This window comes from Pseudonocardia alni, from assembly GCF_002813375.1.
GTDB classification, from domain to species: Bacteria; Actinomycetota; Actinomycetes; order Mycobacteriales; family Pseudonocardiaceae; genus Pseudonocardia; species Pseudonocardia alni.
Genome location: NZ_PHUJ01000003.1, coordinates 1,519,500 through 1,539,135 on the forward strand (window position 1 = coordinate 1,519,500; position 19,636 = coordinate 1,539,135).

18 protein-coding genes are annotated in these 19,636 nt (G+C 75.2%); 12 read left to right on the forward strand and 6 right to left on the reverse strand.

Translation table 11 applies throughout. The features are described from left to right. Nucleotides 1-8: 8 nt before the first annotated feature. A complete protein-coding gene (locus ATL51_RS07890) occupies nt 9-737 on the reverse strand; it encodes a GntR family transcriptional regulator (RefSeq protein ID WP_374210250.1) in 729 nt (242 codons plus the stop codon). A gap of 71 nt (nt 738-808) precedes the next feature. Here ATL51_RS07890 and ATL51_RS07895 point away from each other — a divergent pair, with 71 nt between their 5' ends. Together ATL51_RS07895 and ATL51_RS07900 are read left to right on the forward strand one after the other, a co-directional pair. Next, nucleotides 809-1,978 carry a CaiB/BaiF CoA transferase family protein gene (locus ATL51_RS07895; RefSeq protein WP_100878177.1) on the forward strand — a complete coding sequence of 390 codons (1,170 nt, stop codon included), beginning with the start codon at nt 809-811 and terminating at the stop codon, nt 1,976-1,978. Further along, the gene (locus ATL51_RS07900) at nt 1,975-2,733 is read left to right on the forward strand and encodes an enoyl-CoA hydratase (RefSeq protein WP_073574318.1); all 759 of its coding nucleotides are present in this window, start codon (nt 1,975-1,977) and stop codon (nt 2,731-2,733) included. Before ATL51_RS07895 ends, ATL51_RS07900 begins: the two co-directional genes overlap by 4 nt. 113 nt (nt 2,734-2,846) lie before the next feature. On the opposite strand, the gene ATL51_RS07905 is transcribed toward ATL51_RS07900, so the two are convergent. Then, nucleotides 2,847-4,214 (reverse strand): glycosyltransferase family 2 protein, encoded by a 1,368-nt coding sequence (locus tag ATL51_RS07905; protein WP_157818267.1) that lies wholly within the window; start codon nt 4,212-4,214, stop codon nt 2,847-2,849. A gap of 753 nt (nt 4,215-4,967) precedes the next feature. Here ATL51_RS07905 and ATL51_RS07910 point away from each other — a divergent pair. Further along, complete coding sequence (locus tag ATL51_RS07910) at nt 4,968-6,092, forward strand: C40 family peptidase (RefSeq protein WP_073574320.1); 1,125 nt, start codon at nt 4,968-4,970, stop codon at nt 6,090-6,092. 199 nt (nt 6,093-6,291) lie between these two features. Here ATL51_RS07910 and galT read toward each other — a convergent pair whose 3' ends face one another. Together galT and ATL51_RS07920 are read right to left on the reverse strand one after the other, a co-directional pair. Then, nucleotides 6,292-7,371, reverse strand: coding sequence for a galactose-1-phosphate uridylyltransferase (gene galT / locus ATL51_RS07915; protein WP_100880558.1), 1,080 nt, complete (start codon nt 7,369-7,371; stop codon nt 6,292-6,294). 14 nt (nt 7,372-7,385) lie between these two features. Next, a complete protein-coding gene (locus tag ATL51_RS07920) occupies nt 7,386-8,177 on the reverse strand; it encodes a DeoR/GlpR family DNA-binding transcription regulator (RefSeq protein ID WP_100880559.1) in 792 nt (263 codons plus the stop codon). Between the two features lie 315 nt (nt 8,178-8,492). Here ATL51_RS07920 and ATL51_RS07925 point away from each other — a divergent pair, with 315 nt between their 5' ends. From ATL51_RS07925 to ATL51_RS07945, 5 genes are all read left to right on the forward strand, one after another. Beyond that, the gene (locus tag ATL51_RS07925; protein WP_100878179.1) at nt 8,493-10,178 is read left to right on the forward strand and encodes a sodium:solute symporter family protein; all 1,686 of its coding nucleotides are present in this window, start codon (nt 8,493-8,495) and stop codon (nt 10,176-10,178) included. 13 nt (nt 10,179-10,191) lie between these two features. Further along, the gene (locus tag ATL51_RS07930) at nt 10,192-10,488 is read left to right on the forward strand and encodes a hypothetical protein (protein WP_224402010.1); all 297 of its coding nucleotides are present in this window, start codon (nt 10,192-10,194) and stop codon (nt 10,486-10,488) included. Between the two features lie 311 nt (nt 10,489-10,799). Beyond that, nucleotides 10,800-11,426, forward strand: coding sequence for an IMPACT family protein (locus tag ATL51_RS07935; RefSeq protein ID WP_100878180.1), 627 nt, complete (start codon nt 10,800-10,802; stop codon nt 11,424-11,426). 4 nt (nt 11,427-11,430) lie between these two features. After that, entirely contained in the window at nt 11,431-11,916 is a 486-nt protein-coding gene (locus ATL51_RS07940; RefSeq protein ID WP_100878181.1) for a GNAT family N-acetyltransferase, read from the forward strand. A gap of 96 nt (nt 11,917-12,012) precedes the next feature. Next, nucleotides 12,013-13,281 carry an Nramp family divalent metal transporter gene (locus tag ATL51_RS07945; RefSeq protein ID WP_100878182.1) on the forward strand — a complete coding sequence of 423 codons (1,269 nt, stop codon included), beginning with the start codon at nt 12,013-12,015 and terminating at the stop codon, nt 13,279-13,281. 1 nt (nt 13,282) lies between these two features. On the opposite strand, the gene ATL51_RS07950 is transcribed toward ATL51_RS07945, so the two are convergent. Together ATL51_RS07950 and ATL51_RS07955 are read right to left on the reverse strand one after the other, a co-directional pair. Further along, complete coding sequence (locus tag ATL51_RS07950) at nt 13,283-14,086, reverse strand: crotonase/enoyl-CoA hydratase family protein (RefSeq protein WP_100878183.1); 804 nt, start codon at nt 14,084-14,086, stop codon at nt 13,283-13,285. A 9-nt stretch (nt 14,087-14,095) separates the two neighbouring features. Continuing rightward, entirely contained in the window at nt 14,096-14,986 is an 891-nt protein-coding gene (locus ATL51_RS07955; RefSeq protein WP_100878184.1) for an alpha/beta fold hydrolase, read from the reverse strand. Nucleotides 14,987-15,116: 130 nt separating this feature from the next. On the opposite strand from ATL51_RS07955, the gene ATL51_RS07960 reads away from it, so the two are divergent. From ATL51_RS07960 to ATL51_RS07975, 4 genes are all read left to right on the forward strand, one after another. Next, a complete protein-coding gene (locus ATL51_RS07960) occupies nt 15,117-15,683 on the forward strand; it encodes a hypothetical protein (protein WP_100878185.1) in 567 nt (188 codons plus the stop codon). A gap of 167 nt (nt 15,684-15,850) precedes the next feature. Further along, nucleotides 15,851-17,638, forward strand: a complete 1,788-nt coding sequence (locus ATL51_RS07965; RefSeq protein ID WP_301548938.1) for an SDR family oxidoreductase — start codon at nt 15,851-15,853, stop codon at nt 17,636-17,638. A 20-nt stretch (nt 17,639-17,658) separates the two neighbouring features. After that, a complete protein-coding gene (locus ATL51_RS07970) occupies nt 17,659-18,573 on the forward strand; it encodes a metal-dependent hydrolase (RefSeq protein ID WP_100878187.1) in 915 nt (304 codons plus the stop codon). Further along, nucleotides 18,570-19,619 carry a PDR/VanB family oxidoreductase gene (locus ATL51_RS07975; RefSeq protein WP_100878188.1) on the forward strand — a complete coding sequence of 350 codons (1,050 nt, stop codon included), beginning with the start codon at nt 18,570-18,572 and terminating at the stop codon, nt 19,617-19,619. The genes ATL51_RS07970 and ATL51_RS07975 overlap by 4 nt, the downstream gene beginning before the upstream one ends. The last annotated feature ends 17 nt before the right edge of the window (nt 19,620-19,636 follow it).

A 19,636-nucleotide genomic window follows, 5' to 3' on the forward strand; every position in this document is an offset into this window, starting at 1 on the left:
ACCGGAGCTCAGGCCCCACGCCGGCGGGCGAGCCACTCCTCGGACTCCGGCGTGCCGCCGTCGAGCCGGTCGACGAGGTCGAGCAGGAACGAGGTGTGGCCGTGCTCGGTCAGGGCCCGCTGCGCGACCTCCGGGTCGCCCGCCTCGACCACGGCGAGCAGCTCGCGGTGCCGCTCGACGTTCTCCAGCAGGGACTCGCGACGGGCGGTGCGGTTCATCGCCATGCACAGCTGCATCTGGAACGACAGCGCCCGGTAGGCCTCGGTCAGCCGCGAGTGCCCGGCGAGTGCGACCAGCGACAGGTGGAACTCGAACTTGTGGTGCAGGAACCGGCTCTCGTCGCCGGCCCGGCCGACCTCCTCGAACGCCGCCAGGGCCGCCCGGCAGCGCTCCAGCCGCTCGGGCACCCGCACCGGCACGCCGAGGCGGACGGCGAGTGCCTCCAGGTCCTCGCGCAGGGTCACGATCTCGTAGACGTCGTGCCGGGTCAGCGTGCGCACGGTCGCGCCACGCCGCGGGTGCGCGACGACCAGGCCCTCGTGGGTCAGCGTCTGCAGCGCCTCACGCAGCGGCGGGCGGGAGACCCCGAGCCGCTCGGTCAGGCGCGCCTCGACCAGCCGCTCCCCCAGCGCGAGCTCGCCGGAGAAGATCATCGCGCGCAGGGCGTCGGTCGCCAGCTCCGCCATGGACGGCGGCGCGACGATCCGGCCACCGGTACCCGCGTGCACCGCCGTCACCGCACCCACCTCTCCCGTACTTCCGTATACCGTATATCACGGCCGATGCCGACGACCCCGGAGGGCTGCCGATGCAGACCGACCCACCGCTGACCGGAGTGCTCGTACTGGAGGTGGGGGCCTTCATGGCCGCGCCGTTCGCGACGATGCAGCTCGCCGACCTCGGGGCCCGGGTGGTCAAGGTCGAGCCGCCGGGCACCGGCGACCCGACCCGGTCCGCGGGCCCGTTCCTCGACGGCGAGAGCTCCCCGTTCCTGCGGCTCAACCGCAACAAGGAGTCCGTCGTCCTCGACCTCAAGGACGAGCGGGGCCGCGCCGCGTTCCTGGCCCTGGTCGACCGCGCCGACGTGGTGGTGGAGAACCTGCGGCCGGGCGCGATGGACCGGCTCGGGCTCGGCTACGAGGCCCTGGCCGACCGCCGTCCGGAGCTGGTGTACGCCTCGGCGTCGGGCTGGGGTGTCGACGGTGCGGCCGCGACACGGCCGGGGCTCGACATCATGGCGCAGGCCGCGAGCGGGCTGATGAGCGTGACCGGGGAGCCCGACGGCGACCCGGTCAAGGTGGGCGTGCCGGTCTGCGACCTGGTGACCGCGCTCTACGTGGCGCTCGCGGTGACCGCGGCGCTGCGCGAGCGGGACCGCTCCGGAACCGGTCAGCACATCGACGTCTCGCTACTGGAGTCGGGGGTCTCGCTCGCGGTGTGGGAGGCCGGCATGTACCTCGGCGACGGGGAGGTGCCCGCGCGGCAGGGCTCGGCCCACCAGCGCTACGCCCCCTACCAGGCCGTCCGCACCCGCGACGGGCACGTGACGGTCGGCGCGAACACCACCCGGCTCTGGACGTCGCTGTGCGCGGCGCTCGGGCTGGAACGCCTCGAGCGCGATCCGCGCTTCGCCGACCCCGGCTCGCGGCTGGCGAACCGGGTGGCGCTGATCGACTGCATCGAGACGGTCACGAGTACCCGGTCGTCGTCCGACGTGCTCGCCGCGCTCGACGCGGCCGGGGTCCCCTGCGCGTCCATCGCCGGCTACGACGAGGTCTTCACCGACCCGCTGCTCACCGGCCGGGACTTCTTCTGGGACGCCCCGCACCCGACCCTGCCCGCGGTCCGCCAGCTGGGGTCGCCGATGCGCTTCTCCCGCACCCCCGCGCGGCGGGGCACCGCCGGGCCCCCGCTCGGCGCGGCGACCGACGACGTCCTCGCCGAGCTGTCCGACCCCGCCCGCGGGGGCCACGCGTGAGCCCGGAGGTGACCGCGGAGCTCGCGGCCGGGGTGCTCACCGTGACCTTCCGCCGTCCCGAGCGGCGCAATGCCCTGACCTGGGGCATGTACGAGGGGCTGGTGGCCGCGTGCGAGCGGGCCGACGCCGACCCGGAGGTCCGGGCGCTCGTCGTGCGCGGCGAGGGCGGCCGGGCCTTCGCCGCGGGCACCGACATCGGCCAGTTCCGCGCGTTCACCTCGGGCGCCGACGGAGTGGCCTACGAGCGCCGGGTCACCGCCGTGCTCGACCGGGTCCGCGCCGTCGGCGTGCCCACCGTGGCCGCGGTGGCCGGGTACTGCGTCGGCGGCGGGCTGGGCATCGCCTGCGCGGCCGACCTGCGCATCGCGACGCCCGGGTCCCGGTTCGGCGTGCCGATCGCCCGCACGCTGGGCAACTGCCTGTCCGCGCGGACCCTGGACCTGATGGTCGAGGCCCTGGGCCGCCCGCTGACCGCGGACCTGCTGCTCACCGCGCGGATGCTGGAGGCCGAGGAGGCCGCGCGGGTGCCAGGGTTCCTGCATGCCGTCGTCGACGACCTCGACGCGGGGCTCGATGCGCTCACCGGGCGGCTCACCACCGGCGCACCGCTGACGGTCTGGGCGACCAAGCGGCTGCTGGACGACCGGTCCGCCGACGACACCGCGGTGGTCGACCGGGTCTACGGCTCGACCGACTTCCGCACGACGGTCGCCGGGTTCGGGCAAGGCGGCACCCCGAGCTGGACCGGGACCTGATCCGGGGCTCCGGTCCGCCCTCGGACCGGTGACCGGGGTCGGCGCCGGGCCGTCGGGCCCGAGTGGCGGGTCCGTGGAGCCCGGAGGGCGGGTCCGCCGGGCCCGGAGGGCGGTCAGCGCCGCCGCAGTGGCCGGGCCGGGCCGGTCAGCGGCGGGGTCGTCCCACCCTCGGCCTGCACCTGGCGGCGCGCCTGGAGGTAGAGCGCCGGACCGGACACCAGCCCGCGCAGCTTGCGGGCGCCCGCGCCGCCCGGCAGCGCGGCGACGTCCTGCGGCGCCGGGCGCTCCTCGGTCGCGATCGGGGCCGGACCCGGGGTCGGGCCGGGCGCGCCGACCGCGGTGGGCGCGGGCTCCTGCCGGGCCCGCGCGACCGTGGCCGGCGTCGAGGACTCGCGGCGCACGATGTCGCGCAGCCGCCCCAGCGCGGCCGGGAACCGGCGCACCGCCAGCCGGCGCGCCCGCGGATCCAGCGCGACCTTGCCCAGGAACGCGCCCAGACCCAGCGCGTAGCCGCCCATCTGCTCACGCAGCTCCCCCGGCGACGGCCGGTGGTGGTGCCACACCCAGGCCGAGGGCAGGTAGGCCAGGGTGCCGCCGTCGAGCACGATCCGGACCAGCAGCTCGATGTCCTCGCCTCCGCGGGTGGGCCGGCCCGGGCCGAGCGCCTCGTCGAACCCGCCGAGCGCACGGACCGGCTCGGCACGCACCGCCAGGTTGGCCCCGATCCCGAACAGGCCCGGGGAGAACGGGAACACCGGGGAGTCCGCGGGCGGGTCGTCGAGCCGGAACCGGCGCGGCAGGAAGCCCTTGTTCCAGGCCAGCGCGACGTCGGCGGCCCGCTCCTCGGGCGTCTCCAGCCGCGCGGCGAGCACCGGCCCGCTCAGCGCGGTGAGACCGGGGTCCTCGGCGAAGGACCCGGCGATCCGCGACGCCCACCGCGGGTCGGGCTCGGTGTCGTCGTCGGTGAACGCGACGACCGCGGTGCGGGCCTCGGCGAGGCCGCGGTTGCGCCCGACCGAGACACCGCGGCGCGGCTCGCGGACGTAGCGGACCCGCGGGTCCGCGCAGTCACGGACGACCTCGCGGGTGCGCTCGTCGGGCGGATCGTTGTCGACGACGAGCACGGTCACGTCCGGGTGGTCGCCTGCCAGCAACGCGGCCAGGCAGCGGCGTACGCTCTCCGGCCGCCCCCGCGTCGCGACCACGACGGTGAGCGGCTCGGCCGACACCGCAGGCTCCCCCGGCGGCTCACGCCCGGCGACGGCCGCGGCGGCCCGGGCCAGGTCGGCGGCGCGCGCCCGGCCCTCGTGCAGCGGGACCTCGGCCTGCCCGACGGGGACGCCTCCGTCGGTGACCAGCAGCCGGGCCGAGCCGAACCGCGGCGGGACGACGAGGTCACCGGCCCCACGACCCGTGCCGTGCACGGCACGGTGGTGGACGAGCTCGCCCACCCAGACGGGGCCGCCTGCTCGCTCCGGCACTGCTGCGACCTCCCGGGTCGTGGGTCCTCGTCGGTGGGTCCGTGTCGGTGGTCCGGCCCCGGGACCCGTCCGCTCGCAGACGTGTCCCCATGTGCCTACGTCGCGGACCGCCGCCCGGTTCACCGTGTGCGGCCGACGTCACGTTGCGCCGCACCGGGTCCGCCCCGGGCACCGGACCCCGGCGTCGAGCCGGCAGGTGCACGCCGCACCAATCACGGCCGGCACGCCCCCCGATCGTCGCAGAGCACCCGGTACCCGCGCTCACCAGGCACGGGACGCCTCCCGCGTGCTGCTCCGTCCGCCACGGCCCGGACCGCCTCCCGGCGCAGTCACCGGACGCGGTGCCGCCCGGGCGTCGCCGGCGGGCGTGCCGGGTTCGTGAGGGGGCTGGTCCGTCCGGGGCCGTCCCGGTCACGGTGCGCACCGCGTCACCGCCTCAGACGTACCGTTCGGCGCAGCACACCGACCGTACGACCCGAACGGCGCACCGCACCCACCGTTGGACGCGGGTCCGGTGCGTGGGTCGCTCCGGACCGGCCGTTCGCCGCACACCCGGCGAGCCCGCTCGGTGTCCGTGTCACGGAGCGGTTACGGTCGCTCCTGGCTGGTCGACGAGATGTCGGCTGGTGCGCCTGGTCGGTCCCCCGCTCCCCGCTGGCCGACACTCCCCCTGGCGCCCACCCAGCACGCAGCGGGCGGAGCCGTGTCCGGTCACGAGGACCGGGGCGGATCCGGGGTGGCGAGGACCCCCGAATGACCACTGCACTGACCCCGGACCTCCATACACCCGAGAGCGACGTCCCCCGGCGTCGCCGGGACCGCGACGCCGGCGCGGGCATCTCCGCCGCCGACCTGCTCGCGCGCTACTCCGAGGCCGGTTTCGACACCCCCGCGCCCGGCAGCCGCCGAGCCCGCCGTTCCGAGGCCCCCGGCCCGGAGCTGGAGCGCATCGACACCCCCGCGACCGGCCTCCCCGCCGCGTCCGGCGGCGACACCGTCATCACCCGCGACGCGCAGGACACCCCCGCCGGCGTCACCTCGCGGACCGCGATCGGCCTGCTCGGCGGCACCTCGGACACCGGGCCGCTCGGGCGTCACCCGCGCGCGGTCGTCGCGACCATGTCGGCCACGCTGGTCGGCGCCACCGCGGTCATGGGCGTCGTGTCGGCGCTCAGCTCGCCGGAGCAGTCCCCCGAGACCTCCGCGGACATGGACCTCACCGGCGCGGCCCACGAGGCCACGATGAAGCTGTCGGTCCCGGCCGCGGGCTCCGAGCACGGCGGCACCGGCACCAGCGACGCCGCGTCCACCCTGACCAGCGGTTTCGAGCACGTCACCGCGTCGGTCCCGCAGGCGTTCGAGAAGGCCGACGCGGCCCGCATCGCCGCCGTCGCCCAGAAGGAGGCCGCGGCGAAGGCGGCCGAGGCCCGTGCGAAGGCCGCCGAGGCGGCCGCCCGCAACGGCGGCGGCGGTGACGACGACGGTGACGGCGGCGGGCTCGGCGACATCGTCGGCGGCCTGACCGGCTCCTCGGACGGTGCCCAGGCGCTCGCCCAGGCCAAGCAGCAGCTCGGCAAGCCCTACAAGTGGGGCGCCACCGGCCCGAGCGCGTTCGACTGCTCCGGCCTGATGGTCTGGGCGTTCGAGCAGATCGGCGTCGACCTGCCGCGCACCTCCAGCGCACAGTCGCAGATGGACGGCACCCCGGTCTCCAAGAGCCAGCTCAAGCCCGGCGACATGGTGTTCTTCTACTCCCCGGTGAGCCATGTCGGCATCTACGCCGGCAACGGCAAGGTGCTCCACGCCTCCACCAGCGGTGAGCCGGTCAAGTACTCCGACATCGACGCGATGCCGTTCCACAACGCGGTCCGGGTCTGACCGACCGCGTCACCGAGTTCCGAGGCCGGTGCCCCTGGGGAGGGGTACCGGCCTCGACGCACGTCGGGGCGGAGCAATCGTGCGGTCCACGGCCCGCTCGATGATCCGCGTTCCGTGCGCAGATCCGCCGGACGCGCGCTTCTGAACGCGCGCGGACAACGGATTACCGCGTGTTCCTGCACACGCCGTCCGCCCCCGGCTACAGCGAGCGCAGCCGCTCCGCGACCGCCTCGGGCAGCACGTCGGAGATGAACGCGCCCGCGCCGGACTCCGACCCCGCCAGGTACTTGATCTTCCCCGGCGCCCGGCGGATCGAGTGCAGGCGCAGGTGCAGCCGGGCGTCGGAGCGACCGTCGGACTCCAGCACCGGGGCCTGGTTCCAGCCCGCGACGTAGGGCAGCTCGTCGTCGTAGAGGGCGTCGAGGCGGCGCAGCACGTCGAGGTAGAGGGTCGCGAACTCGGCGCGCTGGGCCTCGTCGAGGGCGGGCAGGTCCGGGGTCGGACGGTGCGGGTACAGGTGCACCTCGACCGGCCAGCGCGCCGCCTGCGGCACGAACGCCGTCCAGTGCTCCCCCGCGACGACGACCCGCTCCCCCGCCCGCTCGGCGGCCAGCTGCGTGTCGAACAGGTTCTCCCCGGTCGCCTCACGGTGCGCGGCGACGTGGGCGAGCATCCGCTGCGGGAACGGCGGGACGTAGGGGTAGGCGTAGATCTGGCCGTGCGGGTGGGACAGCGTCACGCCGATCTCGGCGCCCCGGTTCTCGAACGGGAAGACGTAGCGGACCCCCGGCCGGGCGCCCAGCTCGGCGGTCCGGTCGGCCCACGCCTCCAGCACCAGGCGGGCGCGGTCGGGCGTCAGCCGGGAGAACGGGGTGTCGTGGTCGTCGGTGAAGCAGACGACCTCGCACCGGCCCGACGCCGCCTGCGGCACCGGGCCCGGCTCGGGCAGCGGCGCGCCGGGCGCCGACCCGAACGACGGGAAGCGGTTCTCGAACGCGACGACGCCGTACTCCGGGCCCGGCACCTCGGTGTGGCGGCCGTCGCGGCTGGGGCACAGCGGGCACTGGTCGGCCGGCGGCTTGTAGGTGCGGTCCTGCCGGTGTGCGGCGATCGTCACCCACTCCCCGGCCAGGGCGTCGTAGCGCAGCTGCGAGGCGGGCACGACCCGCGGGAGGTCACGGGCGTCGACCAGGCCTGCCGGATCGCGGGGGGCGTGGTCGGGGCCGTCGAACCAGATGATCTCCCGGCCGTCGGCCATCCGGGTGGTCAGCTTCTGCACCTTCTGCACGTACGTCACCTTCCGGGGCGCGCAATGATCACGTGGTCGACCTCGCCCTCGAGGACCGCCCGGTCGGCGTCGGCCAGACCGGAGTCGGTCACGAGCACGTCGGCCTCGGACAGCTCGGCGATCGTCGAGATCCCGACGGTGCCCCACTTGGTGTGGTCGGCGACGACCACGAGCCTGCTGCCGGACTCGATGAGGGCGCGGTTGGTGTCGCGCTCGGTGAGGTTGGGGGTGGAGAAGCCCGCCGCGGCGCTCATGCCGTGCACCCCGAGGAACACCGTCTCCAGGTTGAGCGAGCGCAGCGCGGTGATCGCGACCGGGCCGACCAGGGCCTCCGAGGGCGTCCGCACGCCCCCGGTGAGGATCACCGTGGTCCCGCGGGCGTCGGCGCCACCGGTGTGGAACGCGTCGGCGACGGCGACGGAGTTGGTCACCACGGTCAGCCGCGGCACCGCGGCGAGCAGCCGGGCGAGCCGCCAGGTCGTCGTGCCCGCGGACAGGCCGATCGCGGCGCCGGGGGGCACCAGCTCGGCGGCCGCGGCGGCGATGGCGTCCTTCTCCTCCAGCTCGCACACCGACTTCGCGGCGAACCCGGGTTCGGAGGTGGTGTGCTCGCCGACGGCCGTCGCGCCGCCGTGCACCTTGTCCACCAGGCGTCGCCGGGCCAGCACGTCGAGGTCGCGGCGCACCGTCATCTCGGACACGCCGAGGTGGTCGGCGAGCTCGGACACCCGCACCGCGCCGCGGCTGCGGACCTGCTCCACGATCACCTCGCGCCGCTGCTCGGCGAGCAGGCTCATCGCGTCCGGGCCGGACACCGTCGGGGCTTCACCCGCACAGAATGCAACACAACCGAACGTGCGGCAAGGGTCGACCGTGCGTGTCGGGACCCGGCCCCCTGGCGCTCCGAGGTCACCGAGCGGTCTCGAATTCGAGCGAAAGTGTTCACTTCTGATCGAGTGCGGTCTAGCTTGTGCGTTGGTCCGCGCAACGTGCCGTCGTGCACCACCGGCCGGCGGACCGGCAGCGCACGCACTCGACGGCGAGGAGCTACCCGAGATGGATCATCACGAGACGGCCCGGCGGGCCCCGGGGACGTCCCGGGAGGACGCGGCATGACCGCCCAGGAGGTCCTGCGCCTCAACCCGAACCTGGTCGACTACCTGTTGGTCGCGTTCTACTTCGTACTGGTGCTCGGCATCGGCTTCGCGGCGCGGCGCTCGGTGTCCTCCAGCCTCGACTTCCTGCTGTCCGGCCGGTCGATGCCGGCCTGGATCACCGGTCTGGCGTTCATCTCGGCCAACCTGGGTGCGATCGAGCTGATCGGCATGGTGGCCAACGGGGCCCAGTTCGGCATCCCGACGGTGCACTACTACTGGCTGGGCGCGATCCCGGCGATGGTGTTCCTCGGCATCGTGATGATGCCGTTCTACTACGGCTCCAAGGCCCGCAGCGTCCCGGAGTTCCTGCTCAAGCGGTTCAACAAGACGACCCAGCGGGTGCAGGCGGTGATCTTCGCGGTGGCCTCGATCCTGATCGCCGGGGTCAACCTGTTCTCCCTGGGCCTGGTCCTGGAGGCGCTGCTCGGCTGGTCGCTGTACCTGGCGATCCCGGTCGCGGCCGTCGTCGTCCTGGGCTACATCTCCCTCGGCGGGCTGTCGGCCGCGATCTACACCGAGGTCCTGCAGTTCTTCGTGATCCTCGCGCTGCTGATCCCGCTGACCGTCGCCGGGCTCAACCGGGTCGGCGGCTGGGACGGCCTGACCCGCGCGGTCACCGAGGGCCCGAGCGCCGGTGCGGACCTGAACGCCTGGCCCGGCACCCCGCTCACCGAGATCGCGAACCCGTTCCTGTCGGTGCTGGGCATCGTGTTCGGCCTGGGATTCGTGCTGTCCTTCGGCTACTGGACGACGAACTTCGCCGAGGTCCAGCGCGCCCTGTCGGCCAAGTCGATGTCCGCCGCGCGGCGGACCCCGATCATCGGTGCGTTCCCGAAGGCGCTGGTCGTGCTGGTGATCGTGACCCCGGGCATGATCGCCGGGATCCTGGTCCCGCAGATCGCCGCGGTGAAGGCGGGCGGCGGCGACGCCGTCGAGGGCATCACCTACAACAACGCGCTGTCGCTGCTGATGAAGGAGGTCCTGCCCAACGGGATCCTCGGCGTCGCGATCGCGGGTCTGCTGGCCGCGTTCATGGCCGGTATGGCGGCGAACATCAGCTCGTTCAACACGGTGTTCACCTACGACATCTGGCAGGACTGGGTGCGCCCGGGCCGCGCCGACCGCTACTACCTCGGCGTCGGCCGGCTGGTCACCATCATCGGCTGCGTGCTCGCGATCGGCACCGCGTTCATCGCGTCCGGGTCGGCGAACCTGATGGACTACATCCAGTCGCTGTTCAGCTTCTTCAACGCGCCGCTGTTCGCGATCTTCATCCTCGGCCTGTTCTGGAAGCGGATGACCGGGCCGTCGGCCTGGATCGGGCTGCTCTCCGGCACCACCGCGGCGGTGCTGGTCGACGTCCTGGTCCGCACCGAGGTCTGGACGATGTCCAGCCAGGCGGGCAGCTTCGTCGGCGCCATCGCGGCGTTCGTCGTCGGTGTCGGCGTGTCCGCGGGGGTCTCGATGGTGACCACCCCGAAGCCGGACGCCGAGCTGGTCGGGCTGACCTGGAGCCTGACCCCGAAGGAGGCGCGCACCCACTCCACCGACGGTGACGACGCCGGCTGGTACCGCAGTCCGAACGTCCTCGGCGCGCTGGTGCTGGCCCTGACCGTCGTCCTCTACGTCGTGTTCGGCTGAGCGGAGACCTGCGATGAGCTCGAAGAGTGAGAACCACCCCGACCACCACGGGACCGACGCCCCGGTCTCCTCGACCGCGGCGAACCTGTTCGACCTGCGCTCGGTGATCGCCCTGCTGTTCGGGGTCTACGGCATCGTCCTGCTGGTCATGGGGATCGTGTCGGGCGACGACCCGGAGAACCTCGCCAAGACCGGCGGGACGAACCTCAACCTCGACACCGGCATCGGCATGCTGGTCATCGGGGCGTTGTTCGTGCTGTGGGTGTACCTGCGACCGCTGAAGCTGGCCGCGCCGGAGCAGCAGGACTGACCGCACTCCCCCGGCCGGGGGCGCCCTCAGCGCTCCCGGTCGGCGGGGGTCGGGTAGACCGGGTTGAACGCCGCGAGGGTGTAGTCGTCGATCCGGCGCGCCACGCGGGTCAGACCGGAACGCAGGACGCGGAGGGTGTCGCTCATGGGTGGGGGTCCCTTCGATGTCGGCGGTGGAACCGCCTGGTGTGGACGAGGGAGACCGCCGGGTGAGGCGGGCGGCCTCGTCACCGGACACGTCCAGGATGCACTGAATCGATCCCGACCCGCCGCCGATCGCGAGCGCGGTCACGGTGTGAGGCCGGTCGCGGCGTGCGGGTGATCGCCCGCGACGGGAGCGCGGAGACCGAGATCGCCCGGTCGCGCTTCGTCTGCACCGTCGCCCGGGTCGCCGACGTCGGGGCCGCCCAGGACGTGATCGACCGCGTCCGCCGGGCCGGACCGGACGCCACCCACCACTGCACCGCACTGCGCATCGGTGACCCCGGCACCGGGGACCTCACCGCCCGCAGCAGCGACGACGGCGAGCCCTCGGGCACCGCCGGCGTCCCGATGCTGGAGGTGCTCACCCGGCGCGGGCTGACCGACGTCGTCGCCGTCGTCTCGCGCTGGTTCGGCGGGACGAAGCTCGGCGCGGGCGGGCTGGTCCGCGCGTACTCCGGCGCCCTGACCGCTGCCCTCGACACGGTCGGCGAGCTGCGCCGGGTGCGGCACCGGGAACTGCTGCTCGCCGTCGGCCACGACCGCGCCGGGCGCCTGGAGCACGACCTGCGCCACTCCCCGTACCGGCTGTGCGATGTCACGCACGGCACGGACGTCACGCTGACCGTGGCCGTCGCCGAGCCGGAGACCGGCGCCTTCGCCGACTGGCTCGCCGAGCACACCGGCGGCGGCGTCGAGGCGCTCGACGCCGGCCCGCGCGACCTCTACCTACCCTGAGCGCATGCACATCCGCGCCGCCACCGACGACGACCTCCCCGCCGTCCTCGCCGTGCTCCGCCCGATCTTCGCCGAGGGCCGCACCTACACCGTCCCGCCCGACGCCGACGACGCCTGGATCACCCGCATGTGGATGCTCCCGCCGCCGGCGCGGGTCGTCGTGGCGGTGCGGGACGGCCGGGTCGTCGGCACCGCCAAGACCGGACCCAACCAGGCCGGGCCGGGCTCGCACGTCGCGACCGCGAGCTTCGCCGTCGACGCGGGCGGCGCCGGGCGCGGCACCGGCCGCGCGCTGGGCGAGCACGTGCTGGCCCTCGCCCGCGCGGACGGCTACGCCGCGATGCAGTTCAACGCCGTCGTGGCGACCAACACCCGCGCGGTCGCGCTGTGGCACTCGCTGGGCTTCGCCACGGTCGGAACGGTGCCCGACGCCTTCACCCTGCCCGACGGCACGACCACCGGCCTGCACGTGATGCACCGCTACCTGTGACCCGCACGGCCCGCACCGTCGCAGGTCTGTACCAGCGGAGTTAGTCGTGCCTACACTGCATCTTCGTCGGACCTCATCACCTCGCCGGGGGCGCACATGACGAGCACGGACACGGCCGCGGCGGCGGCACCGGTCACCGTGGAGCAGCTGCGCCGGCGCGGCTGGCGCGGCAGGCTCGCCGTCCTCGGGCCCGCCTTCGTCGCCGCCGTCGCCTACGTCGACCCGGGCAACTTCGCGACCAACTTCTCCGCCGGCGCCGGCTACGGCTACCTGCTGGTGTGGGTGATCGTCGTCGCCAACCTGATGGCGATGCTCATCCAGTCGCTCTCGGCCAAGCTCGGGCTCGCAACCGGGAAGAACCTGCCCGAGCTGTGCCGCGAGCACCTCACCCCGTGGCGGAACCGGTTCATGTGGGCCCAGGCCGAGCTCGTCGCGATCGCGACCGACCTGGCCGAGGTGATCGGCGGCGCGGTCGCCCTGCACCTGCTGTTCGGGATCCCGCTGTTCACCGGCGGGGTGATCACCGGCGTGATCGCCTTCGTGCTGCTGGGCCTGCAGTCGCGCGGGCACCGGCCGTTCGAGCGGGCGATCGTGTTCCTGCTCGCGATCATCCTGGTCGGGCTCATGTCGACCCTGCTGCGCACCGACGTCGACGGGCCCGCGCTGGCCGCGGGTCTGGTCCCCGGCTTCGACGGCGTCGGCTCGCTGGTCCTCGCCACCGGCATCCTCGGCGCCACCGTGATGCCGCACGTGATCTACCTGCACTCCGCGCTGACCCAGGGGCGCCTCGTCGCCCGCTCCCCCGAGGACACCCGGTTCCTGCTGCGGGTCGGGCGCACCGACATCGCGCTCGGGATGGGCGTGGCCGGGCTGGTGAACCTGTCGATGCTGGTCGTGGCGGCCGCCCTGTTCGCCGGGACCGACGTCCCCGGCACCGACACCCTGGAGGGGATCTTCGCCGGGCTGGGCACCGAGCTCGACGCCGTCGCCGCGTACGGGTTCGCGATCGCACTGCTCGCCTCGGGGTTCGCGTCCTCGGGCGTGGGGACCTACGCCGGGCAGGTCATCATGGCCGGGTTCCTGCGCCGCCGGATCCCGCTGCTGCTGCGCAGGCTGCTGACCCTCGCGCCCGCCCTGCTCGTGCTGGGCATGGGGATCGACCCGACGCAGGCGCTGGTGCTCTCCCAGGTCGTGCTGTCGTTCGGCATCCCGTTCGCGCTGGTCCCGCTGGTGTGGTTGACCGCCCGCCGCGAGGTGATGGGCGACCTGGTCAACCACCGCGTCACCACGACCGCGGCGGTCGTCGTCGCCGCGGTCGTGGTGGGGCTGAACGCCTTCCTGATCTGGGAGGCGTTCGTCGCCTGAGTCAGCGGCCGCGCCAGACCGGGTCGCGCTTCTCGGCGAACGCGGTCGCGCCCTCGCGGGCGTCCTCCGAGGTCAGGACCGGGCCGACGACCGCGTCGTGGCGCTCCCAGCGGTCGGCGCCCCAGTCCGGGCTCTCCCGCACGATCCGCTTCGACGCGGCGACGCCGAGCGGCCCGTTCACCGCGATCCGCGCGGCCAGCGCCAGCGCGGCCTCCAGCGCGCCGCCGTCATCGACGACCTGGTTGACCAGGCCGGCGGCCTCGGCGCGCGTCGCGTCGATCGGGTCGCCGGTCAGCAGCATCTCCAGCGCCAGCGCCCGGGGCACCCGGTTCGCCAGCTCCAGCGCACCGCCCGCGGCGGCGACCAGGGACCGCTTCACCTCCGGCACCCCGAACCGGGCGCCGCGCCCGGCGACGACGAGGTCGCAGGCCAGCATGATCTCGAACCCGCCGGCCAGGGCCCAGCCCTCGACCGCGGCGATCATCGGCGTCACCGGCGGGGCCTGGGTGATCCCGCAGAGCCCGCGCCCGGGCACCGACGGACGCTCGCCGCGCAGGAACGCCTTGAGGTCCATCCCGGCCGAGAACACCCCGCCCGCCCCGGTCAGCACGCCGACCCGCAGGTCCGGGTCGGCGTCGAGCTCGTCGACGGCCGCGGCGACCGAGCGCGCGACGTTCTCGTTCAGCGCGTTCTTGGCCCGCGGCCGGTTGATCGTGATCAGCAGGACGCCGTCCCGCCGCTCGACGAGCACCTCCTCCTCGGAAGCGGCCGGTCCGGAAGGAGTCAGCTCTGACTGCTCTGTCATGGGGCCACCCTAGATCGCGGGGGCCACCACCGGAACCGAGTGCTCCCAGTCCGCGAGCAGCGTCCGCAGCGCGGTCACCAGGGCCAGCGGCTGGTCGATCATCACGTGGTGCCCGGCCCCGGGGATCTCGACGACCGGTGCCGCCCGGCCCATCCGGTCGACGACCATCTCCCCCATCTCCGCCGGGACCAGGCCGTGCTCGGCCCGGAACAGCGCGATCCGGCAGCCGGGACGCCCGAGGTCGCCGGGGGTCAGCGAGATGCCGGCGAAGATGGCCGGGTCGAACTTCCAGCTCCAGCCGCCGTCGACCGCGCGGATGCTGTGCTCGGCGATGTGGCGGTGCACGTAGGGCAGGTCGCCGGGCTGCTCGGGGATGGTGCGGAACCGCGCGATCAGCGCGTCGCGGTCGGGGTGCACCTTCGCCGGGCCGAACGCCCGCTGCTCACGGGCGGCCCGCTCCTCCGGCGACCGGTCCCGGACCGGGGAGTCGACGGCGACGGCGCCGGCCAGCTCGTCGCCGTAGCGCAGCGCCGCGGTGAGCGACACGAACCCGCCCATGCTGTGCCCGATGACCGTCGGCCGGGGGCCGAGACCCGCGGCGTCGATCACGGCGCGCAGCTCGACGGCCCAGCGGTCCAGGTCGTAGGACGGTGCCCGCCCGGAGTCGCCGTGCCCGGACAGGTCGACCGCCACGACCCGGCGCGTGCGCTCGGCCAGCAGCGGGGCGATGTGGTCCCACCAGTGCAGGTGCGCCGCGCCGCCGTGCACCAGCAGCACACCGGGCCCGCCCGGGGTGCCCCAGCTCCGGAAGCGGATCTCGACGCCGTCGCTCTCGGTGCGGCCGGGCTCCCCCGGCTCGGCGAGTGCGTCGGTGAACCAGGTGGGCGGAGCGGTGGACACGCGGGGACCTCTGTTCGTGGGACGGGGACGACCGTTCGAACCTACGCCCCTCGTCAGTTCTGACCACGCCGGGTAACGGGGTACCGGGGCCGGGCGACCTGCGTCACCGAGGGGCCGACGAGGAGGCGCGATGACCGGTGCGGCGACGGGGACGGTGGTGCGGGCCGTGCCACGCGACCCCGGGGCGTGGGACCTCACCGACCGGCGTCTGGGGTGTGCGCTGGGGTCGCTCGCGCGCGACGTCGACGCCCCGGCCGGGACCGCGGCGGCGGTGCGCGGCTGGCGCCGGATGGCCGGTCCGCTGCGCGCCGCCCAGCACCGCCCCGGGTACGGCCCGGGGCCGTGCCCGGACCTGTGCCTGGTCCCGGTCGGGTCGGCCGACGTCGCCGCGCTCGGCCTGCTCGCCGCCGCCCTGGGCGCCCGGACGCTGCCCGGCGCCGACGGGGGGCCGCTGCGCCGGGCGGCCGCCGCGGCCGGCACCACGGCCCCGGCGCTCGTGCTGGAGCTCGCCCGGGTGCACGGCGTCCTGGACCTCGACCTGGGCGCCGACGGCGAGCTGCTCTACGCGCTGGCCGGGGTCCGCACCACGGGGACCGCGGCCGCGGCCGCGCACGAGGCGGTGGCCGCCCGGGTCGGGACGATGTGGGCGGCCGGTCGGGCGCCGCACCCCACCCGCACTGCCGACGACCGGGGCTGACCCGGGCGCAGCCGTCGGCGGCGCGGTGATCGTCTTCTGCGAGGGGTGCGGTGCCGGATCCGGCACCGCGCCCCTCACTCGTCGCGATCACCGGTCCCGCCCGGCCACCCGGGACGGATGACGGGCCAGGGGTGGCGCCTTGTTGACACGTTTTCTACGATGACGGCGTGTCTCACAACGAGGTGGAGTCCGCGAGCCGCACCCGGACGGTGACCACGCAGGACGGCCTGGAGCTGGTCGTGGAGGAGCGGGGCGACCCGTCGCACCCGACGGTCGTCGCGGTGCACGGCTACCCCGACGACCGGCACGTGTGGGACCGCGTCGCCGCGGACCTCGCCGCCGACCACCACGTCGTCACCTACGACGTGCGCGGCCACGGGGGCTCGGCCGCCCCCGGCGCCCCGGCCGGCTACGACCTGGAGCTCCTCGCCGCCGACCTGCGCACGGTGACCGACGCCGTCTCCCCCGACGCCCCGGTGCACCTGCTCGCCCACGACTGGGGCTCGATCCAGACCTGGCACGCCGTCACGCGCGAGGACGGCACCCCCTCGGCGATGGACGGCCGGGTCGCGTCGTTCACCTCGATCTCCGGCCCGTGCCTGGACCACGTGGCGCTGTTCCTGCGCCGCCGCGGGCTCCGCGACCTGCGGCCGGTGCTCACCCAGGCGCTGCACTCCTGGTACACGCTGGCGTTCCGGGTGCCGGTGCTGCCCGAGCTGATGATCCGCAGCGGGCTGCTCGGCGCGCTGGTGGCGCGGACCGAGCGGATCCCGCGCCCCTCGGTGCGCGACGCGGTCAACGGCCTGGAGCTCTACCGGCGGAACCTGCCGCGGCGGCTCGGCCGCCCGCAGCCGCGCCGCACCGACGTCCCGGTGCAGATCCTGGCTCCGCTCGGCGACGCCTACGTCTCCCCCGCGATGGCGACGAGTGCCGCCGGGTACGCCCCCGACCTGCGGGTCCGCTACCTGCCCGGCGGGCACTGGATCGTCCGCAAGCGCGCGGGCGTGATCGCCCGGTGTGTCCGCGAGCTCGTCGCCGAGCGCAGCGGCGGGACCGCCGCGCCCGCGCTGGCCCGGGCGGGGGCCCGGGGCGCCGCCCTGGTCCGCACCGGGGGACGGCCGGGCCGGGCGTCGCGCTGGGAGGGCGGGCTCGCCGTCGTCACCGGGGCGGGTAGCGGGATCGGCCGCGAGATCGCCCGTCAGGTCGCCGACCTGGGGGGCCGGGTCGTCGTCGCCGACGTCTCCGAGGCCGGCGCCGCGGAGACCGTCGACCTGGTGACCCGGCGGCACGGGCCCGGGCGCGCGGTGGCCGCGGTCGTCGACGTCGCCGACGAGGCCGCCGTCGCCGCCCTCGCCGAGCGGGTCGCGGCCGAGCACGGGGTGCCCGACCTCGTCGTCAACAACGCCGGGATCGCCGTCGCCGGATCGTTCGCCGACACCACGGCGCAGGAGTGGCAGCGGATCGTCGACGTGAACCTGTGGGGCGTCGTGCACGGCTGCCGGCACTTCGGCGCGCTGCTCGCCGCGCACGGCGAGGGCGGCACGATCGTCAACACCGCCTCGGCGGCGGCGTACCTCCCGTCGCGCTCGCTGCCGGCCTACGCCACGACCAAGGCGGCGGTGCTGATGCTGTCGCAGTGCCTGCGCGCCGAGCTGGCGGGCGCCGGGGTGGGGGTCACCGCGCTGTGCCCCGGGTTCGTCGACACCCCGATCACGGGGGCGACCCGCTTCGCCGGCACCGACGACGCCACCCAGGCCGTCCGCCGCCGCGACGCCGCGGCCGCCTACACCCGGCGCGGGTACACCCCGCAGCGCGTCGCCGCCCGCCTGGTCCGCGCCGTCGAGCGGGACCTGCCGATCGCCCCGGTCACCGCCGAGGCGCACGTCGGGCTGCTCGCGTCCCGGCTGTCCCCCGGCCTCGTCCGCGCGCTCGCCCGCGTCGACGGCACCCGCTGAGTACGAGAGGAGCGTCCACGATGACCGCCGACCCGACCGAGGACCGGATCGCACTCCAGGCCCGCGACGTCCGTTTCGACTTCACCGAGCTGCGGACCGACTGGATCCCCGGCGAGCCGTTCGCCTCGCACCTGATCGACGTGCTGCACCTGCTGCTGCCCGAGGGCGAGCGCTGGTTCGTGGACGTCTTCTCCCGCGCGCTACCGATGGTCCGTGACGAGGCGCTGGCCGAGGACGTGCGCGGGTTCATCGGCCAGGAGGCCGTGCACGCGACCTCGCACCAGGGCGCGCTGGACCACCTCGTCGAGGCGGGCGTCGACGTGACCCGCTTCGTCGAGCAGGTCGAGTGGATCTTCAAGGAGCTGCTCGGCGACCGCGGTCTGACCGGCGACGCGGCCCGGGAGTGGCTGGTGGAGCGGGTCGGGCTGATCGCGGCGATCGAGCACTTCACCGCCGTCCTGGGCTCCTGGATCCTCGACTCCGCCGCGCTGGACGCGGCCGGGGCCGACCCGCACATGCTGGACATGCTGCGCTGGCACGGCGCCGAGGAGGTCGAGCACCGCAACGTCGCGCACGACCTCTACACCCACCTCGACGGCCGCTGGCTGCGCCGGATCCGGGCGATGGCGGTGGCGGGCCCGGCGCTGGCGAAGCTGTGGGTCGACGGCACCCGGCACCTGTGCGCCCGCGACCCGCACCTGCGCGGGACACCGCAGCGCCGGGCCCGGCTGCGCGACTACCTGCGGGACTCCCGGCGCGGGCTGGTGCCCGGGCCGTGGCTGTTCGCCCGCGCCGTCCTGACCTACCTCAGCCCGCGGTTCCACCCGGCCGCGCACGGCGACACCGACGCCGCGGTGGCCTACCTCGCGGTCTCCCCCGCCGCCCGCGCCGCCGAGGCGGGCCACGCCGGCCCGGCCGAGGGGTCCGCGGCATGAGTCCCGCGCTGCTGCCCGGCACGGGCTCGACCGCGCCGCCGCCGCACCCGAACCGCGGGGCCACCGCGCTGTCGGTGCTCACCGCGGTGACCCAGACCCTCGCGACGGCCGGTGCCCGGCGCCGCCGCCCGGTCACCCCGGTGGACCGCACGCTGCTCGTCGAGGTGCACGCCGTGCGCCGTCCCTGCCCCGACGTCGCCGAGCTCGACCTCGTCCCGGCGGGCGCCGAGCCGCTTCCGGGCTGGCGGCCCGGCGCGCACGTCGACGTCGAGCTGCCCTCGGGGGTCATGCGCCAGTACTCGCTGTGCGGCGACCCGGACGACCGGTCGGTGTACCGGATCGCGGTACGGAAGGTGCCCGGGGGCACCGGCTCGCACGAGATGCACGCCCTGCGCCCCGGGGTGCGGCTGCGGCTGCACGGCCCGCGCAACGCCTTCCCGCTGGCCACGGCGCCGTCGTACCTGTTCGTCGCCGGCGGCATCGGGATCACCCCGATCGCGCCGATGGTCCGGGCCGCGCACGCCGCCGGGGTGCCGTGGCGGCTGGTGCACACCGGCCGGGACCGGGCGTCGATGCCACTGTCGGACGCACTGGCCGTGCTGGCCCCGGACCGGGTCCTGCGCCGCCCCGACGACGTCGCGGGTGTCCCGTCGGCGGCCGAGCTGCTGTCCGGGACCGACGCCGACGCCGCCGTCTACTGCTGCGGCCCGCCGCCGATGATCGAGTCGCTGCGCCGGGCGCTCCCCGCAGGGCAGCGGTTCCACTCCGAGCGGTTCTCCCCGCCCCCGATCCGCGACGGCCGCCCGTTCACCGTCCGGATCGCCGGTGGCCCGGACGTCGCGGTCCCCGCCGACCGCACCGCGCTGGACGCGGTCCGCGCGCTGCGCCCGGACGTGCCGTACTCGTGCCGGCAGGGGTTCTGCGGGACCTGCCACGTCCGGCTCGTGGAGGGCACCACCGTGGGCGACCCGGCCGGGCCGGGTCTGACCGCGCTGTGTGTCGGGCGGGCCACGGACGGGACGATCGTCGTCGATCTCGGGCGCTGAGGCGTGGGGTCCGTACC